This window comes from Persicitalea jodogahamensis, assembly GCF_014651615.1.
Lineage (GTDB): Bacteria > Bacteroidota > Bacteroidia > Cytophagales > Spirosomataceae > Persicitalea > Persicitalea jodogahamensis.
Genome location: NZ_BMXF01000001.1, coordinates 524,407 through 539,404, shown reverse-complemented (window position 1 = coordinate 539,404; position 14,998 = coordinate 524,407). Strand labels below are relative to the sequence as shown.

Below are 14,998 nucleotides of genomic sequence, written 5' to 3'. Positions count from 1 at the left end.
GTATCATACATGAGAAAGTACCTGATTACCCTGATCCCCGTCGTCTTACTCGGATGGCAGCAAGGGCCGCAGCCCCAGAGTGCCGACCGATTCCCCGACGGGATCGAATTCGAGGAGGGATCGCTTTCTGAGGACTTGAAACCATCGCCCGCGCAATTGAAAGCCGAGGGGCTGGCTATTCGGATTCTTTCGAACTATCACTACCGCAAACTCGATCTCAACGATTCGCTTTCGGCGGAGATTTATAAGAAGTACCTTGATGACATCGATCACAGCAAGCTGTATTTTCTGGCTTCTGACGTGGCGAAGTTCGACAAGTACAAGTACTCCTTCGACGATTTCCTCAAGAATGACGAGTTGGAAGTTCCATTCGAGATTTACAATACCTTTCGCAAGCGGTACCAGGAGCGGAGCAATTATATCCAGCAGTTGCTGGAAAAGCCCAATCCTTTCGACTTTGAAGAAGAGGAAACTCTGAACACAGACCGTGAGAAAGCCTCCTGGGCGAAAAGCAATGACGAACTCGACGATACGTGGCGCAAATACATAAAAAGCGAAGCCCTGGATCTGAAACTGACGGGTAAGGCTGATACGGCGGCCATCAACACGCTTTCCAAGCGCTACAAGACCCGGAATCGCGCCTTGGAGCGCATTCGTTCGGAGCAGGTTTTTCAGATGTACATGAATTCCTACGCTGAGTCGCTTGACCCGCACACCAACTACCTGGGTCCGGTGTCTGCCGATCGTTTCAAGCAGGATATGAGCCAGTCGCTGGAAGGCATTGGAGCCATGCTGCGCGAAGAGGAAAACTACATTAAAATTGTAGACGTCATTCCCGGCGGCCCGGCTTTTCGGGGGAAGCAGCTTAAAAAGGAGGATCGCATCATGGGCGTAGCTCAGGGAGACGACAACGATTTTGTTGATATCGTGGGCTGGTTCGTAGATGATGCCGTTAAGCTCATCAAAGGCCCCAAAGGTACAGTGGTGCGTCTGCAGGTGCTTGCTGCCAACGCTCTGCCCAACACGCCACCACGTGAGATTCGCATTGTGCGCGAAAAAATCAAGTTGGAAGAACAGCGTGCCAAAAGCGAGATTGTGACGGTGGATCATGGCGGCAAACCCATGAAGATTGGTGTCATCGACATTCCTCTTTTTTACCGTGATTTCGAGGGTGCCCAGAAGCGGGAAAAGGAATTTTCCAGCACCACCCGCGATACTCAAAAGCTTATGGATGATCTGCGGAAAGAAGGAGTGGAGGGAATTGTGATTGACCTGCGCAACAACGGCGGTGGCTCTCTGACCGAGGCGATTTCGCTCACGGGATTGTTTATCAACAAAGGTCCCGTGGTGCAGGTGAAGGAGTCGCAGGGGGAAATAGAAGTACAGTCTGACACCGACCCTATGGTGGCTTACGATGGACCGCTCGCGGTAATGGTAAACCGGTTCAGTGCTTCGGCATCGGAGATTTTTGCGGCGGCAATTCAGGATTACAAGCGCGGAATTATCGTGGGCGAACAGACCTACGGAAAAGGAACCGTGCAGACGCTCATTGAATTGAACAGATGGATGCCTAAGGAAAAAGACGATTTGGGAGAAGTGAAGATGACCGTAGCCAAGTTCTACCGAATTAACGGCAGTAGTACGCAATTGCGTGGCGTGATGCCCGATCTGGAACTACCCACGGCATATAAGAACGACGAATACGGGGAAGCCTCACAACCCAGTGCTCTGCCATGGGATCAAATCCCTTCTTCGCGCTACGAGCTGACGCTCAATATCAGCGATCAGATTGTGAACCAGCTGCGTGACAAGTACAACAGTCGCTTGAAATCCGACGAAGATTTGAAGAAGCTGGTGAGCGATCTGGCTGACTTCAAGAAAGCCCGCGAAGACAAGACGGTGTCGCTGCAAATTGACAAGCGCCGGAAAGAACGGGCCGAAGCCGAAAAGAAGCGGACTGCCCTAAAAGAGTTGGACGACGACACCGACGGTGGTGACGAAGCCGAACCTACGGAAACTACGCCCGCTAAGAAGAAGAAAGATATCTATCTTACTGAAACCAGTCGCATTCTGGCAGACCTGGTGACAATCACCAACGAACCGAGCTTGGCCGGAACTAAAAAGAAACGGTAATGTGGCACGGGCTTCCAGCCTGTCTTTGCCCACTACTGCCCGGCAAAGCACAAAAATCAAAGAAAAAAAGCGGTCGCCTCCAATGGAGCGGCCGCTTTTTTAATGTCAGTTTCACCAATCTCGATGCCGCACGATACATTTACCATCCAATTTATCCTTCGCGACTTCTGGCGTTTCCTGAAAAAACCTGAATGTAAAAAACAGGCAAAGGATTTCTCCTTATCCCCTACTCTCAAGCTTTTTCTGGCTCTTTTGATCATCCGCTTCATCGGGATCATCCTGGAAATAAACGGCTTCCAACCGCTTATTCTTCATTTCACGGGGGAGGAACTGCAGAAGCAGGTACATGCTGATTACGGCATAGCAGACAGAGTAGTCGGCTCACTTATTTCGGCTCCGCTCTTTGAAGAATTAGCTTACCGCTGGGGCTTACGGTTCAGTCCGTTGCGTACGGCGGCATCGTTGGGGTTAATCGTTTTCTATTGGCTACCCTACGGCGGCACCTACTCTACCACAATCATTGAAGTACTTGATGACCCGGGATTCTACCTCATGGTCGGAATGGCCCTAATCACCGGATTGACCGCTTATGCTTTATTTAGCATTTCAGTTTTTGAACAACCGATCCGGCGTTGGTGGGAGCAAAACTTTGGCTGGGTCTTTTACACTTCCTCACTGCTGTTTGGCCTCATGCACGTCTTCAATGTCAGTGAAGTGACGGCCACCGTGGTGACTTTGGCTTTTTTCATCACCTTTCAGCAAATTACGATGGGGCTCTTTAACGGCTACGTCAGGATGCGGTATGGCTTCGGACAAGCCATATTACAGCACTCGCTGTTTAATTTATTGCCTGTGTTAATTGGGTTGCTGCAGTAAGCATGAGTTCACGGCCAATGACTCATCAGATTTTCTGCTATGCTTACTTGCAGTGCTTATCCCATGAAACCTTTGCCTCACCACTACCCAATTCAACAGCCCTTGCCCAGTCTCCGCAAGCTCCGGTAGTGTCGTTCAATTGGTATCTAGCTACGCCCCGGTTGTTGTAGAGGTCAAGATCCTCTGGCTCGACAGCTATGGCAAAATCATAATCAGCTATTGCACCAGATGCGTCACCCAACAGCATTCTAACATCACCCCGATTCCCATAAGCATCTGTAAAATTGGGATTTATTGAAATAGCCGCGCTATAATCCCTAAGTGCGGCTTCGTTGTTGCCTAGAAAATAGTTGGCAATCCCACGGGTATTGAAAACATACTGGTACTTGTCTCTTTCTATCCTGATTCCCGATTTTACTAAAAGGGTCAAATCCTCCATAGCTCCTTCGTAATCCTTGATTTCGTACTTGGCAAAACCTCTAAAATAATAAGCTTCCATGTTCTTTGGCTCCGATCGAAGCGCATCGTCATAAGCCTCTATTGCTCTGATAAAGTCTTTTCTTTTCGCCATTTCTCGCCCTTTCAGTATGAATTCGGAAGCAGGACTTCTAAAACAAGCACCTAAGCAAATAGCTACTAATGTACATACGACTAGCCTCATGTTTGCATCATCTATGACAAATACAACTTGTCTCCTTATAGAATCAATATGCTCAATACCAATCACCTCGTCCAGTTCGCCCCAGAAAAGGAACAAAGGTGTAACGCACACGTTTCGTTGCTGTTCGGGAGTAGCCGCTGCCACGGATCTCAACCAAGCTAAAAGTGGATTATATGACCACCTTTCAAGGTGAACACGATCTCTTCATCGTCTACCATAGCTTTCAACATCTGGGAAAGTTCGCTGGTTTTCGGCCTTTACGCTTGGCTTTGAGATTGTTCTCATGACAACACGGTTCATATTTGGCCAATACAAAAGGATTATTTTCGAGCAAAATCGTCTCAATGGAATTGAGGTCGCGGCTTGTAAATTCTTGGTTTTCTGCAAGTTCGAAGTCATCACTCGAAAATATCCAGTACTTGCTCGTGTTTTTCTTTTTCTGAATATGTAAATGAGATGGCTCTACAAATAGGTTAAAGGACATAGAAAAGAAGCAGAAACCAAACAAGCGAAGGAAAACGGGCATATTAGAACAGAGTAACCTACTGCCCAACTCCCGGCTTTACTTCAAACACATACTCTCCGCTTCCCGCCGTTCCTCCGGGCGTGAGTCCCTGCACTACCACGCGGTAAGTACCCGTCTGGTCGGAGGTGTAGAAGTCCAACCCCTGCTTTCCCTGAGCATTGGTGGTGAGGGTGGGCGACCAGTGCAAAAGGTTGCGAAAGTCAGGCAGACGGCTGGCGCGGTCGCTGGCTATATCATAGCGTGGAGCATAGAATTCACGGCGCGACTGGGCAAAGTCATAGGACTGCACCAACGAGCGTGGATCGAGCTCAAAGCCCGCTAGGTCGCCCTTGTAAGTTGTATAACTCACGATGCCCGGAAAGGAGCGCGGGCCGAGGTAGTAAAGGGCATCGATCACTTCCAGTTTTTTTACTTTCAAAGGATCAAACGCCATTATCTTATCCGTGTCAAAAACGGGGACGCCATCAAGCAGGATGAGTGGCTCGTCTTTAAAAACGCCCTGCGGCGTAATGTTGTCCAGCACATTGAATTGAAATTTCTTCTGGCGTCTTCTGACGAATACTCCCGGTACATATTCGCGCATTACTTCTTCCATGGTGGGGAAGCGCGTGAAGGCGTCAAGCATGTACCTTTCGTCTGGCTTTCCGAAAAATGCCAGGCTGTCTGTATTCGCAAAGACGGGCCGCAAGGTGGGTCGGGCCATGAAGGCATTCAACGTCTGCATATTGACACTGCGCGTCAGAAGCGGGGTCTCCTGCTCGGAGGAGAAGGCAAACTGCGGCCACCGCCGTGATGAAGCCTGGCCGGAGTACGGGCTGCTGATCTCGATCCGGTAGGTACTATCAAGCCGCGTGTTGGTCTGCACGATAATTTCCTGAGTGTCCTGCAGCTTATTTACTTCAAATCGCAAATTGCCCAGCGAGTCGCTTTCGGCGATGAAGAGTGTAGGGCGCAGGTCGGGCGTCGCCAGGAAGGCGGCCACGTTCTTCTGAGGTTGTCCCGTTTCCGTGCTGGTTATTTTTCCCTTGATAAAATGACCTCCGTACTCAGGCAGGTACTTGAAATCAGGTTTCTTATCACTCAGTACCTCATCCCACCGAAAACGCCGCCAACCGTGGGTGAGCATGACATGGTCCAGGGCCGCGTCTGCCGCGGTCCCGGTTTCCTGCAGGTAGGTTGCGGGGGACTCCACTGTTCCCTGTAAGTCGGACGTAAGCCCGAAGTAGGCATCGATGTCAATCGGATCGGGACTATCCAGCGAATCCAGCAGGTAGACCGAAACCGACAGTGTGGCGGCCTCCTCTACGGTAGCGTTAGCCATGAGATCGAGATGTACTTTTTCGCGGGGGCCATACTCATTTTGCGCCGTTTTGGCCTCTATGGTTAATCCTTTGGTCAGGCGCTTAAAGTAAAGCCGCTCGGCTACCGGCCTGGGATTCTGGTCAAAAACCGTGAGTTGCGTAATGCCCTCGCTCAGTTGAGCCTTCTCTACTAAAAATACAGCGGTTCCGTTCTGCATAACCGGTCGTAAAGCCAGGGGCTTTGCGGTCCGACCGTGCGCCAGCAGCGATAAGCCCGCTGCCATACTTTCGGGCTGCGAGCGTACCAGTACTTTCACAAACTGATCGGCAGAATCACTGACCTGCATCGTATAACCCTGATTTTGAACGCCGGGAAGTGGAGATGTAAAAGAATGCCCCTGCGAATCCTGCAAAATGGCGCGGTACTTTTCGCTGGCGGCCGGGGTGAACCTGAAACTACCCAAGCCAAAACGCTGAGGCTCGAAACGAAGCAAGGTATCGTTCTTGGCGTTTACCAAAGCTCCTTTAAAATCGACGCCTTTTCCGTCGCGCCCTGCGGCGCGGAAGGCCACCCGGTTTTCCACCTGGCTTACTAAATTTCCGCCTTCGGGAAAGAACTGCAACTCATAAGCCGGAACTCTGGCTGCATCGGCGGCGGGCATATCATCTGCTACGATAAAAGGATTGAGAATTCTGACGGGCGTCTCGAAATAATGGTCAGGGTTGAAATTCTTCATCCAGTTGGTATAACAGCGCACCGCGTAGGTTCCGTTGGCCAGGCCTGCCGGAACAATCAGGTTACCGTCGCCTTGACCGTCGGTCAGCGAAATCTTCATCTGCGCCACGGGGTTCGACTCTTTATCAATCAATTCGAGGTACGCGATTTTACTCACATCCAACGCGCGATGTGTATCACCCGCTACGCAATAAATCTTGAACCACATTGTCTCGCCCACCACGTAAAGCGGCCGATCTACATGGACGTAGATTTTTTCCTGGAAATATTCGCCAGTGTAGCTTGCAAGTTGCCGTTGCACCCCCGCCAGTGGTACATTCTGGGCGAAAGATGAAAATGGTCCCACCAACACCAAGGCTGCCAATGACAGCAGTATATTTTTACCTTTCATTTGATATACTTTACTTTTTCTGCCTGATACCTGTGCTCATTTCCGATTATAGATCTTACCTCCAAAATGACGGCCGCTGCGTTGTACCACCGCGCAGGCGACAATCGGCGCACTCGACGGGTCCCATGACGTAGTCCGGGTTTAGTGCCCCCTCGGGGTAGTATTCAAACATAATCAATCCGCCGGGGTCGTCTAAAACCTCCGACTTGGTGAGCGTATCGCCGTACTGGCAAGACTGCGGCGGCCCAATATTTACGTTGAGAAAAATCCGCTGCTCCTGCTGGTTGGCCGCACTGAAATAGCCAAATACCTGCTCGCCCGGATCATCCACGGCCTGGATATTGCCTGTCACCTGTGCCGGCTGCGGATCAAAAAGGCTGCCTGTGCGTTCGGTGGTTTTGGCCAGTGTGTTCCAGTATTCGTATTCGTCCTGCGTAAGGGCATATTGCCGTACCAGAATACTGTACTTTGAACGCAGTTTTCCCGAACTACCGGGAACATAGACAATTGGCTGATCCTTAATAATATCTTTGCTTAGCTTGATGGTGGACCCCAGCACGATGTTGGTAGGGAAAGCATTGCTCCAGCAGGTGTTGATATTCTCCGTGCGAAAAACAATTTCGCCGTTCAGTACTTCGAACCCCGAGTAAAGCGGCATCTGGTACTCCCAGGTTTCGGTGTAGCTCCATCGATAAAACCGCGTCTTGTCGAGGTCGTCGTGCGTGTTGATCTTGATCTCCACCCCTGATCTCTCGCCCCGGATACTATAGGTGAGGCTGTCGATCGGCGGGGTTTTCATGACCGGCACATAGGCTGATAAGTACTCGCGGTTTCCGGCGGTTCTGATGCGCAGGCGGTACTTCTCTGTGGCCTTGAATGCCGTGGCTCCCAGTTGATAAACTCCCTGTTCTGCTTCTATAAAGGAAAAGCGGCTGCCCTGATCACCCTCCACGGTCAGTTTGGCGCGGATTTCTGCCTGAGGACCGCCTTTGTCATAAATGTTCTGGGTGCGGCTCAATTTAATTTGGCTTATCCCTCCGGGCGTCGTATTCAGTGAGCCGTCCACCACCAGAAACCGGCTGGCGGAGGTGATTTCCGGTGGCGCAAAAGGCTCAACGCAACCGTGGAGAAAGAGTAGGGTCGCCGTGAAGAACGTTGCTATTGCGAGAAACTTTTTCACTTTTTATTTAAAGTTTAGATGGTTAGTGTTTGGTTCGGAAACCTGGCTGGTGACGTACTTCAGCTACATATGGACTGGCAGATATAGCTTCGCTGGTTCGACAGCCCGGCACTCTGTCGTTTTGGTACTTTGGAACTCTGCCCTCCTTCTCAAAACTTAAAGTTGTACGTCACCGTCGGAATAGGCTGGCCGAAAATCGACAGCTTATAGCCATTCACGTCACCGCCCTGGGTTTGAAAAAAGACCGACGACGGATTCTTGCGGCCCAGCAGGTTGTAAACTGCCACGGTCCACGAACTGTGCGCCAGCTTCCTGATTTTATGGTTGCCCTCGATGTTCATCGACAAGTCGACGCGGTAATAATCGGGAATACGGTAGAGGTTGCGCGAGGCGTAATAAATCCGCTGCGCTCCGTCGATGGTGTACTTGCCGATGGGCGGCGTATAGGGCCGTCCGGTACTGTACGTGAAGTTCATCGACACACTGAAACGGTGGCTCAGGCGATAATTGGTGATGGCCGTGAAATCGTGCGGTTTGTCGTAGTTGCTGGGGTAGTAGTTGCCATTGTTAGGCGCATCGGACGAAGCACGGTCCACCGCCCGCAACAGCGAGCGCGAATACGTGTAGGCCACCCAGCCGTTGAGTTTTCCCGACATCTTCTTAGCCATCAGCTCGATACCGTACGCTTTGCCGCGCGTGACGATGGTTGCCGTTTCGATACGGGGATTCATGATGAGCGAGTCGCCGCCCTTGAAATCGAGGAAGTTGCGGATGTTTTTGTAATATCCCTCGACAGAAACCTCAATCTGGTTGCCGCGCAGGTTGCGGTAAAGACCTACGGCGAACTGGTCACCCAGTTGGGGTTTGATGTACTGGTCGCTCAGTTTCCAGATGTCGGTCGGAGAAGCCACCATCGTGTTGGACAACAGGTGGATGTACTGGCGTAATGTATTGTAGCTCACTTTCAGCGACAAGTCGCCCGCGAGCAATCGTCGCGCCGATAGGCGGAACTCAGGCCCGCCGTAGTTTTGAATGAATTTACCCGAGGCGTAGCTGACTGTGCCATCTTCGTACAACTTGTCGAGCGGCTGACCGGGCAGGTACTGGTTGACGGTTTTAGGTCCCAGATAATTGAATACCGAGAACCTTATCCCGGCGGTAAGCAGCAATTTGGGGTTTACTTCAAAGTTGTCTTCCAGATAAATCGCGCTTTCCTGGCCCTGCTCCCGTTCCAGTTTCTCGGGCAGAATCAGCGATTCGCTGCTGCGCGGCTGAAAAGTACCGGGCGTAAGATTGTAGCGGATGCTGCTCAGGCCGAATTCCAGCGTGTGGCGGTTGTTGAGCAGGTAGGTAAACTCCGCCTTGCCGCTGGTTTGTTGGATGCCAAAGTCCAAGTCGAAGGCATTGAGCGGCACCCGCATACTCGCAACGGCATAACGGTAGTCGGTTAGGGCAGCGGTAAAGGTGCCGTACAGCTTGGCGTTGAAGGTATGCTTCCACTTCACCGAAGCAAACTTGTTTTGGTAAGTATAGGTCGTATCGCCGAAAAGCCGGAAGAAGTCATTGCTCATGTAGCCCGTTGCGTACACCGTGTTCTTCTCATTGATCTCGTGACTGAGATGGGCATTCAGGTCATAGAAGGATGCCTTGCCTTGGTTGTACGACTCGCTTTTCAGGCGGTTGAGCAGCCAGTCGGAGTACGTGGAACGGGCACCAATCAGGAACGACGACTTATCCTTTACCAACGGTCCTTCCAGTGTCAGGCGCCCCGTAATGAGACCAATACCGCCCGAACCGACGAACTTCTTCTTGTTACCGTCACGACTGCTGATATCCAATACCGACGACAGCCGTCCGCCAAACCGCGCCGGGACGGTACTTTTGTACAACTCCACATCACGCAACATGTCGGGGTTGAAGGCCGAGAAAAAGCCAAACAAGTGCGAGGGATTATATACCGTGGCATCGTTGAAAAGAATCAGATTCTGATCCGCTGAGCCGCCACGCACGTTGAGCCCCACGCTGCTTTCACCCACCGATTTCACGCCTGGCAACGTTAGCACGGTGCGCAGCAGGTCGGTTTCACCCATGACGGTAGGCACCTGTTTCAAAGTCTTGATGGAAAGCTTCACCTGTCCCATCGACGAACTGGCCACGTTGGCGTCCTGCCCGGCCTTGATCTTGACTTCTCTCAGTGCGGTGACACTTTCGAGCATGTCGATGTCCAGCTTACCGTCGGAATAAAGCATGATCTGACGGTAGGTTTCGCGCATCCCCACGCTCCGCAAGCGCAGCCTTTGCCGTCCTCTTGGAATGGTGAGCGAGTAGTAGCCAAAGACATCGGTCGTCACGCCGATCTGCGGGGCGTCAAGATAGACCGCCGCCCCAATGATCGGCTCGCCCGTGCTGGCCGAGCGCACGTAGCCCGACACGGTAGAGTTTCCTGGCGTAATGCGTATTTTCTTCGGGCCGATTTCGTACAGTTTGTTTTCAGCCGTGGACAACAGCTTTTCCTGCTCATCGCTGGGCGGCGCGTAGTCGAAAGAGGCCTGGGTGGCGTTGGCGGCCGTGGGCAATGCGGTGATGATGGGCTTGCCCTTCGTGACAAACACCCGATCCTGCGCATCGATGGCAAAAGTATATTCGGTATTATTAAACACCTGTCGCAACACTTCGGCCAGCGGCTGGTTTTTCATCTGCATCGAAATTTGCAGCGGGTCAAGTTGGGCAGCGTCGTAATAAAAATAGTAGTCGCTTTGCTCCTCAATGACCTTAACAAATTCCCTGAAGTCGATGTTTTTGAAGTCGCCGCTGATGAGCTTACCCGTAGGTGTCTGGGCATAACCCGACGATATGGCAAGAAGCCATCCGCTCAGGCAAAAGAAAACAAGAGGGTAAATTTTCTTCATCGTTTGGTTAGTTCGTCGTAGCGGGCGGCCATTATTTTAATAGCCTCTTCGCGGTTTTGGCGGAAACTCAAATTTTGTTTTCGCAGCTCTCTTTTTAACTGCCTCTTGTGTTCCGGCAGCAACATCAGCACGGAACGCTTGGATTGCACAGGTTGGTATTCTCCATTTTTGTAGAGGTAGTATTGGTCTTTGACCGGAAAGGCAATCGTGATCTTTGTTTCGGACAACTGTTGCAGCCGCTCTTTGCGGCGACGGGCCAAAACTTTGGTAGTTCCGGTATAAATCTGGTCGTAAAAGCCCGTACGCAGCCCTTCCACGCGGCCCGTGTCAGCTTCAACCCGCATGAAATCATGACCGTCCAGTGTGAAGGAACGCACTTTGCGATTTTGCAAAGTCACATTGCCGAAGCCATGGCGGTAGCGGACCACCAGCTGGTCTCTGACAATGTCATAAAGCAATGGTACTTGCTCAAATTGCTGACCGTCGTAGAAAACCGAACCCACTGTCCAGTCCTCCGTCAGGAAAAACTGGTGTTCAACCTCCCTGCTGTCGTATACGTAGTACTGTTTTCCGTTGTAAAGGTGCTGCGACTCAACCGTGGCGGAGTCATAAAGGGTCAGGGCAGCGGTGACGCCGGGCGAATCCACGCCGGGCGAAGCCACGCCGGGCGTCGTTGCGATTGGCGTAGCATTGGCCAATTCCTGCGCTATACTTGTGGCGGCAAAGCCAGGAAGGATAAGATAAAGCGCAACAAGTATCCTAATTACCATTATCGGTTGTATAATTTCATTCAGAAAAAAAGGAGGGAAAGCCCTCGGCGAAAGTACGTTAACCAGCTCAATATCCTGTTACTCCTTCCTGGATATTTTTGTGGCACGAAAGGTTGGAACGCTCATAGATTTTGACGCATTTTTTCTGGTTTACCCCGGTTTCTTTCTAAATTTAAACCAAAAATTACCAACCAGGCAAAATATGCGTCGAGTTCTTCTGCTTCTCCCGATTCTCCTTTTGTACTTATTTATTCCCCACATCCATGGTAAAAATGCGCTGCCCGGTGCGCCTTCTTCCCAGCCAGATACCGTCCGCTACGACCGCGACTATACCCTGACAGCCTTCATGGTCGGGTACTTTGGCCCCGACGGTGCGCGCAACCCCACGCTTCGCGCCCATAAGGGCGACCGCGTGCGCATCACGATCACCAATGGCGAAACCATGACCCATGACGTTTCTCTGGAAAAGCTTAGGATCAAGAGTGAGACTATTCTGGAAAAAGGCAGCAACACCAGCATTACCTTCACGGCGCAGCAGAGCGACACTTATTTTTGCTCCATTCCCGGCCACCGCACCGCTGGCATGGAGGGTAGTTTTGAAGTAGTGGAGGGCGCGCTCTCCGGACAGACCATCGTCGGGCAACTACCCACCAAAGACGGTCGGGCTTTGAACCTCGATTTCGAGACGGGTACTTTGCAGGACTGGACCGCCACAGGCGATGCCTTCGCCAGCCCACTACTTTCGGCAGAACCCTCACCCCTACACGAACCGGATATGAAGCTGGGCTTTACCGGAAAGTACTTCCTCAGCAGCGGCGGCACCAAAAACGCCGACCTGAAAGGTACTTTGACTTCCGTTCCCTTCAAGATCACGCAGCCTTATGCTTCCTTTAAAGTATCGGGCGGAGCTTTGCTCGATACCCGGGTGGAATTGGTTTTGGCCAAAAATCAGGAAGTCATTTTTAAGATTACGGGTAATGGTAAGCCCACATTGCTGCCCGTGGTGGTGGATTTGCAACCTTACCGGGATCAGGAAATATTCATTCGGCTTGTGGACAACGAAACCGGTATCACTCCCATCCCTTACATTAAACCCGATCTTTGGGCGCATATCAATTTTGATGATTTCAAATTCTACCCAAGTCGACCCAACTTCACTAACGAACTCAAACCCGAGGACATCATCGTTCTTCCCCCGCTCGACCCAGTATTGAACGCCGGGCTTTCCGGCCCAGAAGCCGCCAAAGCCATGACGCTGCCCGAGGGTTTCAAGATTACGCTCGCCGCCGCCGAGCCGGATGTGGTGCGTCCGCTGGCTTTCACTATTGATGCCAAAGGCCGTCTGTGGGTGGTCGAGGCACACACCTACCCCACCCCCGCACCGGAGGGTCAGGGCCGCGACCGTATTCTGATTATGGAAGATACCGACGGCGATGGTACCCTGGATAGCCGGAAAGTTTTTGCCGAAAACCTTAACCTGGTGAGTGGTATCGAGGTCGGTATGGGCGGCGTATGGCTGGGGGCCGCCCCCAATCTGCTGTACATTCCGGTAGATGCCAAAACGGATAAGCCGACCGGGCCACCGCAGGTACTTCTCGACGGCTGGGGCACCCACGATACCCACGAAGTACTCAACAGCCTGCGCTGGGGACCCGATGGATGGCTGTATGGTACCCACGGCGTGTTCACGCATTCCAATGTAGGCAAGCCGGGGGCGCCCGACGACCAGCGGACAAAGCTCAACGGCGGCGTATGGCGCTACCATCCCACTAAGAAGGAGTTCGAGTTGTTCTCCGAAGGCACCAGCAATCCCTGGGGCCTTGACTTCAATGACTACGGCCACGCCTTCGTGACGGTCTGCGTGATTCCGCACATGCACCACGCCATCCAGGGCGGGCGCTTCCAGCGGCAAGCCGGAAAGCACTTCAATCCCTACACCTACGACGACATCAAGACCATCGGCGACCACGTGCATTACGTGGGCAACCGCGGCCCGCACGCGGGTAACTTCCGCTCGGCAGAGAAAGGTGGCGGTCACGCCCACGCCGGGGCCATGATCTACCTGGCCGACAGCTGGCCGCAGGAATTTCGTCAGAATATTTTTATGAACAATATCAATGGCGCCCGCCTCAACGTGGACCACCTCACGCGCGTGGGGTCGGGCTATGTGGCCACCCATCAGCCCGATTTTCTGGTGATGAACGATGCCTGGTCGCAGTGGCTCAATTTCAAGTACGACGCCAGCGGATCGGTTTGGGCCATCGACTGGTACGACAAGAATCAGTGCCACAGCCCCAACCCTGATGTCCATGACAAGACAATGGGCCGGATCTTCAAAATCACCTATAAGGACGACCAATGGAAAAAATTCGATCTGACTAAGGCCAGCAACCACCAACTGGTGGAGTACCAACTACATCCCAATGAGTGGTATGTGCGGCAAGCCCGGCAGATCTTGCAGGAGCGCGGCCCCGACAAGCAGGTTCATAAAGAGTTAAAAGTGATTTTGGCCAAAAACCCCGACGTTACCCACCAACTGCGGGCGTTGTGGGCACTGCACGTCACGAAAGGGTTGAGTGAGAAGGAATTGGTCGTCTTACTCGCCCATAAAAACGAGTACATGCGCGGCTGGGCCGTGCAATTGCTCACCGAAGACAAAAAGGTGTCGCCCGTGACTCTGCAACGCTTTGTGGAAATGGCCCAATTGGACCCATCTTCTTCGGTACGGCTGTATCTGGCTTCAGCGATGGGACGGTTAGCACCCTCGGATCGCTGGGACGTGGTGGACGCCCTCCTGCAAAAAGCCGAGGACCAAACCGATCATAACCTGCCGCTTATGGCTTGGTACGCCGCCGAGCCACTGGCCGCACTGGACCCGAACCGTGCCCTCAAAACAGCCGAACGGGCCAAACTACCCAAGATCCTGGATTATACCATTCAGCGCGTGGCAGCGATTGGAACTGACGAAGCAAAGAAAGCCTTGAAAGATTTAGACGGGCGACTGGGAAAAGCAGATTCACACGAGCGGCATGGCAGTAAAGTGCTGCTTGGGGAGGTTTTGGAGAGAGAATAACTGCCCTGATGTTTTTTCTATTGGATTTAACTTTCTGGTAAGCTTAACCGGAAATCGAAAGAGGTTTGCCATTTTGCGGGATAGGCGCGCTTGATATGCATTATCCGTGTCTTTGGTTTTGAACAAGCTGATTGCGTGATTAGCCTTTCTGGAACACTTTTTTACCCATTTCCGAAAGCCAACTATTTTTTCAAAAATGGATAACGACAAAAAGCAAAACCCGGAAGACATCGAGACCCAAGCGGCGCAAGAGGGGCGCAACAGCAACGATGATTTCAACGAAGGCGCTGTGGACGACTACGGCGTAGACAAAACGCAGCCCGGTGCGGCAGAAGAAATTCAAAAGCGAAGCGACATCAAGAGCGGCACGGGAACCCAGGGCGCTAAGCGCAATCCAAACGACAATTTCGCTGAGGAATGATTTGAAGCCTGACGAACTTAA

The 14,998-nt window shown here is 52.1% G+C and carries 10 protein-coding genes; 4 read left to right on the top strand and 6 right to left on the bottom strand.

Annotated elements, in window-relative coordinates:
* Window positions 1-9 precede the first annotated feature (9 nt).
* Window positions 10-2,133, top strand: coding sequence for a carboxy terminal-processing peptidase (locus IE117_RS02245; protein WP_189562720.1), 2,124 nt, complete (start codon window positions 10-12; stop codon window positions 2,131-2,133).
* Window positions 2,134-2,256: 123 nt separating this feature from the next.
* The gene (locus IE117_RS02240) at window positions 2,257-3,009 is read left to right on the top strand and encodes a CPBP family glutamic-type intramembrane protease (protein ID WP_189562719.1); all 753 of its coding nucleotides are present in this window, start codon (window positions 2,257-2,259) and stop codon (window positions 3,007-3,009) included.
* Window positions 3,010-3,052: 43 nt separating this feature from the next.
* On the opposite strand, the gene IE117_RS02235 is transcribed toward IE117_RS02240, so the two are convergent.
* The 6 genes from IE117_RS02235 to IE117_RS02210 form a co-directional block, all read right to left on the bottom strand.
* Entirely contained in the window at window positions 3,053-3,766 is a 714-nt protein-coding gene (locus tag IE117_RS02235) for a tetratricopeptide repeat protein (RefSeq protein ID WP_189562718.1), read from the bottom strand.
* A 127-nt stretch (window positions 3,767-3,893) separates the two neighbouring features.
* Window positions 3,894-4,154 carry a DUF4160 domain-containing protein gene (locus tag IE117_RS26495; protein ID WP_189562717.1) on the bottom strand — a complete coding sequence of 87 codons (261 nt, stop codon included), beginning with the start codon at window positions 4,152-4,154 and terminating at the stop codon, window positions 3,894-3,896.
* Window positions 4,155-4,212: 58 nt separating this feature from the next.
* Window positions 4,213-6,624 carry a hypothetical protein gene (locus IE117_RS02225; RefSeq protein WP_189562716.1) on the bottom strand — a complete coding sequence of 804 codons (2,412 nt, stop codon included), beginning with the start codon at window positions 6,622-6,624 and terminating at the stop codon, window positions 4,213-4,215.
* A 55-nt stretch (window positions 6,625-6,679) separates the two neighbouring features.
* Complete coding sequence (locus IE117_RS02220) at window positions 6,680-7,804, bottom strand: DUF4249 domain-containing protein (protein ID WP_189562715.1); 1,125 nt, start codon at window positions 7,802-7,804, stop codon at window positions 6,680-6,682.
* Window positions 7,805-7,953: 149 nt separating this feature from the next.
* Window positions 7,954-10,713, bottom strand: a complete 2,760-nt coding sequence (locus IE117_RS02215; RefSeq protein ID WP_189562714.1) for a TonB-dependent receptor — start codon at window positions 10,711-10,713, stop codon at window positions 7,954-7,956.
* Window positions 10,710-11,483 carry a hypothetical protein gene (locus IE117_RS02210; protein WP_189562713.1) on the bottom strand — a complete coding sequence of 258 codons (774 nt, stop codon included), beginning with the start codon at window positions 11,481-11,483 and terminating at the stop codon, window positions 10,710-10,712. Before IE117_RS02210 ends, IE117_RS02215 begins: the two co-directional genes overlap by 4 nt.
* A 202-nt stretch (window positions 11,484-11,685) precedes the next feature.
* Here IE117_RS02210 and IE117_RS02205 point away from each other — a divergent pair, with 202 nt between their 5' ends.
* Both IE117_RS02205 and IE117_RS02200 read left to right on the top strand, forming a co-directional pair.
* Window positions 11,686-14,556, top strand: a complete 2,871-nt coding sequence (locus IE117_RS02205; protein WP_189562712.1) for a PVC-type heme-binding CxxCH protein — start codon at window positions 11,686-11,688, stop codon at window positions 14,554-14,556.
* Window positions 14,557-14,752: 196 nt separating this feature from the next.
* Entirely contained in the window at window positions 14,753-14,977 is a 225-nt protein-coding gene (locus IE117_RS02200) for a hypothetical protein (protein WP_189562711.1), read from the top strand.
* The last annotated feature ends 21 nt before the right edge of the window (window positions 14,978-14,998 follow it).

Excerpts from the sequence above, each read along its gene's own strand:
- IE117_RS02210 (WP_189562713.1), bottom strand. The coding sequence starts at position 11,483 with ATGGTAATTAGGATACTTGTTGCGCTTTATCTTATCCTTCCTGGCTTT.
- IE117_RS02215 (WP_189562714.1), bottom strand. The coding sequence starts at position 10,713 with ATGAAGAAAATTTACCCTCTTGTTTTCTTTTGCCTGAGCGGATGGCTT.
- IE117_RS02240 (WP_189562719.1), top strand. The coding sequence starts at position 2,257 with ATGCCGCACGATACATTTACCATCCAATTTATCCTTCGCGACTTCTGG.
- IE117_RS02245 (WP_189562720.1), top strand. The coding sequence starts at position 10 with ATGAGAAAGTACCTGATTACCCTGATCCCCGTCGTCTTACTCGGATGG.
- IE117_RS02205 (WP_189562712.1), top strand. The coding sequence starts at position 11,686 with ATGCGTCGAGTTCTTCTGCTTCTCCCGATTCTCCTTTTGTACTTATTT.
- IE117_RS02200 (WP_189562711.1), top strand. The coding sequence starts at position 14,753 with ATGGATAACGACAAAAAGCAAAACCCGGAAGACATCGAGACCCAAGCG.
- IE117_RS02225 (WP_189562716.1), bottom strand. The coding sequence starts at position 6,624 with ATGAAAGGTAAAAATATACTGCTGTCATTGGCAGCCTTGGTGTTGGTG.
- IE117_RS26495 (WP_189562717.1), bottom strand. The coding sequence starts at position 4,154 with ATGTCCTTTAACCTATTTGTAGAGCCATCTCATTTACATATTCAGAAA.